This is a genomic window from Mesorhizobium sp. M1A.F.Ca.IN.022.07.1.1, assembly GCF_003997575.1.
Taxonomy (GTDB): Bacteria; Pseudomonadota; Alphaproteobacteria; order Rhizobiales; family Rhizobiaceae; genus Mesorhizobium.
This window is the reverse complement of record NZ_RZST01000479.1, coordinates 1-3425: the sequence shown is the minus strand read 5'-3', so window position 1 is coordinate 3425 and position 3425 is coordinate 1. Positions and strand designations below refer to the sequence as shown.

Here is a 3425-nt window from a genome sequence, read left to right as displayed (position 1 = left end):
GATGTCCTCGATCTGCGACACAAGATAGAGCGGCTTGCCGGTCTCGTCTTCGCGAATGACCGAGCCCGCGAGCTGCGCCCAGACCGGAGTGCCGTCCTTCTTGAGGTAGCGCTTCTCGAAATGAAAGGAATCGATCTTTCCCTCTTTCAGCGCGATCATCGTCTCACGGCCGATCTGCAGATCGTCGGGATGCGTGATCTGGAAGAAGGTCAGCGCCTCGATTTCCGCCCGGCTGTAGCCGAGCATCGCCGCGAAGGCGGGATTGGTCTGAAGGATGCGGCCGTCGAGGCCGACGATGGCGACGCCGATCGCCGAATCTTCCATCGCGCGGCGAAAGCGCTGCTCGCTCTCGGCAATCTGCCGGCGGTCGTCGATGATCCTGCGGATGAACAGCGCCGAGACAAAGAGCGTCACGGCGGTGACGGCGACCGATATCTGCAGGCAGAACTTCAGCGCGTCCGCACCGAGCTCCAGCGCCGGCAACAGGACCGACGCCATCAGGGTGATAAGCCCTGCCGCCATCAAGGCGAGCACAGCGCGCTTGCCGGCCCGCGGACCTTTCCAACTCAACCACGCCACAATGCGATCCCACCCCATGCGCAACTGCCACAACCCTGGCGGATCGATTTTAAGGAATGGTTGTAAGCTGCGGCGGCCACGCCGCTAACCGGCAAAGCAATTGCCGGCATGATTAAGGATCGGTGTGTAATCCTACCAGCGGACGAAAAACCGTCCGCCAAGCGCGCCGAGTGCGGTGAGGAAAGCGATCGCGATCGTGTACCAGGTGGCGACGAACAGCGGCGAATCGTCGAAGCAATGTGCGGCATAGAAGGTCGCCGCCACGCCCCCCGCGAGCAGGCCCGCGACCGCGCCGGCCAGCACCGGCCGCGTCGGCGCGCCATAGCGCAGCATGCCGAGGAAGATCGCCAGGGGACCGATGCCGATCAACGGGATGAAGCTCATGCAGATCATCATGTTGGTACCCACGAGCCGCCTGCCCCAGTCCGCCTCGGGCACGACGAAAAGCTCCAGGATGACCGCGATCACGACGAGCGCGGGCGCGGCGGGCATCCATAGTTTCGCTCGCCTGCTCGCCGCACCGGGCGCCGACAGCGCTCGGATCAGAGCGAATGCGCTGGTCGTGAGCGCCAAGGTGAAGACGAACTTCGATATGAAGCGCATCGTATGCATGGCCGGCATGATGTCCGGGCGCGGACCGATGGTCATGAAAAAGACCACCGCCGCGACCACAACCGCCACGCCGACGGCCAGCCACCAGGCGAGGCCAAGCGGCATCGCCTTGTTGCGGGCATCGGCGTCGAGCGCCTTTATGAGGTCCTCGGTTCTCATGTCACCGTCGTCCGAACCTTTTGGCGATCGCGGCAAGGCCGCGATGCAGCGACACGCGCACCGCCGTCTCGCTGATGCCGAGCTTGACCGCCGTTTCGCCGATCGAATGGCCGTCGACCGAGATCGAGGAAACCACGGAACGCTGCGAGGGCGGCAAGCCGTCCAGGGCCCGGTTTATGTCGCGCTCGCTCACCGTCTCCGCTTCCGGCTCGGCGAACGTCTCTGCGATCTCGTCGATCTCGACCTCGATGCGACGGCCGCGCCTGCGGAATGCATCGATCAGCTTGAAGCGGGCGATCGCATAGACCCATGGCAGCACCGGCGCGTCTTCTCGCCACGTGTGCCTTTTGACGTGAATGGCCAGCAAGGTTTCCTGCACGACATCCTCGGGGTCGACCCCGCCCTGGACGATCTTGCGCCGGACGAAGCCACGAACGAGAGCGGCTATCCGGTGAAGAAAGTCGGCGTAAGCCCTTTCGTCTCCCGCGATCGCGGCCCTGAGCAGCCGGGAAAGCTCGGCCTCGTCCTTGCCGGTCACAAGAGTTTACCCCCGATGTTCGCGTCTCGGCCCTGGTTTGTTACGTGTCCGGCGAAATAATGTCCAAGCCAAAGTACCGGAAAATCACGAAAGTTTGCGGCACGGCGACCGATTGAAGCAGGCCGGAATGTTGACTATTGTAATCAGGTATTTATAGGTGCGCCTGAGCCCGAACCCCTGTCTGCAGATTTGAGGACGATGCCCATGAAAACTGCCTTTTCCACTCTTGCCGGCGCCGCCGCGCTGGCCCTCGGCCTGATTGCCGGACCGGCCATGGCGGAGGATGCAGGCATCATCGTCTACAACGCCCAGCATGAAAGCCTGGCCAAGGAATGGGCGAAGGGCTTCACCAAGGAAACTGGCATCAAGGTCACGCTGCGCAATGGCGGCGACAGCGATTTCTCCAACCAGATCGTCGCCGAGGGTGCTGCCTCGCCGGCCGACGTGTTCCTGACCGAGAATTCGCCGGCGATGGCGCTGGTCGAGGCGGCCGGCCTGTTCACGCCGGTCGATGCCGACACCCTCGCTCAGGTTCCGCAGGAATACCAGCCTTCGAGCGGCAAATGGGTGGGCGTCGCCGCGCGCAGCACCGTCTTTGCCTACAACAAGGACAAGCTCAAGGAAGGCCAGCTGCCCAAGTCGCTGCTCGACCTTGCCGATCCGAGCTGGAAGGGCCGGTGGGCCGCCTCGCCGTCCGGCGCCGATTTCCAGGCCATCGTCAGCGCGATGCTCGAGCTCAAAGGTGAAGCCGCGACTTCCGACTGGCTGAAGGCCATGAAGGAGAACTTCACCGCCTACAAGGGCAACAATACGGTGATGAAGGCGGTCAATGCCGGGGAGATCGATGGCGGCGTGATCTACCACTACTACTATTTCGGCGACCAGGCGAAGACCGGCGAGAACAGCAAGAATGTCGGCCTGCATTATTTCAAGAACCAGGACCCGGGCGCGTTCGTGTCGATCTCTGGCGGCGGCGTGCTGGCCTCGAGCAAGCATCCGAAGGAAGCCCAGGCTTTCTTGAAGTGGGTCACCGGCAAGGCCGGCCAGGAGGTTTTGAGAACCGGGACCTCTTATGAATACGCGGTCGGCAAGGATGCCATGTCGAACCCGAAGCTCGTGCCGCTGGCCGATCTGCAGGCGCCCAACATCGATCCGACGCACCTGAACTCGAAGAAGGTCATCGACCTGATGACGCAAGCCGGCTTGCTTTAGTCCGCGTTCGTCCTAAAAGGACAACCGACCGTGCTCCCGCCGGAATTCGCTTTCCGCGGGAGCGCTTTTGTTTTGGAGATGGCCTCGTCGATGACGATCATCTGCGTTTCCGACCGCGTTCGCGGTTCATCAGATCGTCTCCAGGCGGTGCATTCCGGCTGATGTCCGCGATCGACCTCACGCATTCGGGGCCGCCGGCTGCCGCAAGGCAGAGCCGGCGGTCCACGTCGTGGATTACGCTTGCGGCCGCCATCGTCTCGCTGATCGCTCTCCTGCCGCTTGCCTTCATCGTCTGGGTGGGCATCCAGACGGGATGGGACACGGT

General features: G+C 62.9%; 4 protein-coding genes. 1 reads left to right on the top strand and 3 read right to left on the bottom strand.

Features of this window, described 5'->3' with window-relative positions:
- From EOA75_RS30710 to EOA75_RS30700, 3 genes are all read right to left on the bottom strand, one after another.
- On the bottom strand, nt 1-579 hold a 579-nt coding region (locus tag EOA75_RS30710; protein WP_245466787.1), incomplete at its 3' end, for a PAS domain S-box protein.
- Between the two features lie 132 nt (nt 580-711).
- Nucleotides 712-1350 (bottom strand): NrsF family protein, encoded by a 639-nt coding sequence (locus EOA75_RS30705; RefSeq protein ID WP_127325909.1) that lies wholly within the window; start codon nt 1348-1350, stop codon nt 712-714.
- A gap of 1 nt (nt 1351) precedes the next feature.
- Entirely contained in the window at nt 1352-1888 is a 537-nt protein-coding gene (locus EOA75_RS30700; RefSeq protein ID WP_066990192.1) for a sigma-70 family RNA polymerase sigma factor, read from the bottom strand.
- A 204-nt stretch (nt 1889-2092) separates the two neighbouring features.
- Here EOA75_RS30700 and EOA75_RS30695 point away from each other — a divergent pair, with 204 nt between their 5' ends.
- Nucleotides 2093-3100 carry an iron ABC transporter substrate-binding protein gene (locus EOA75_RS30695; protein ID WP_127325908.1) on the top strand — a complete coding sequence of 336 codons (1008 nt, stop codon included), beginning with the start codon at nt 2093-2095 and terminating at the stop codon, nt 3098-3100.
- The last annotated feature ends 325 nt before the right edge of the window (nt 3101-3425 follow it).

Coding starts and splice junctions, on each gene's coding strand:
- EOA75_RS30695 (WP_127325908.1), top strand. CDS start 2,093: ATGAAAACTGCCTTTTCCACTCTTGCCGGCGCCGCCGCGCTGGCCCTC.
- EOA75_RS30705 (WP_127325909.1), bottom strand. CDS start 1,350: ATGAGAACCGAGGACCTCATAAAGGCGCTCGACGCCGATGCCCGCAAC.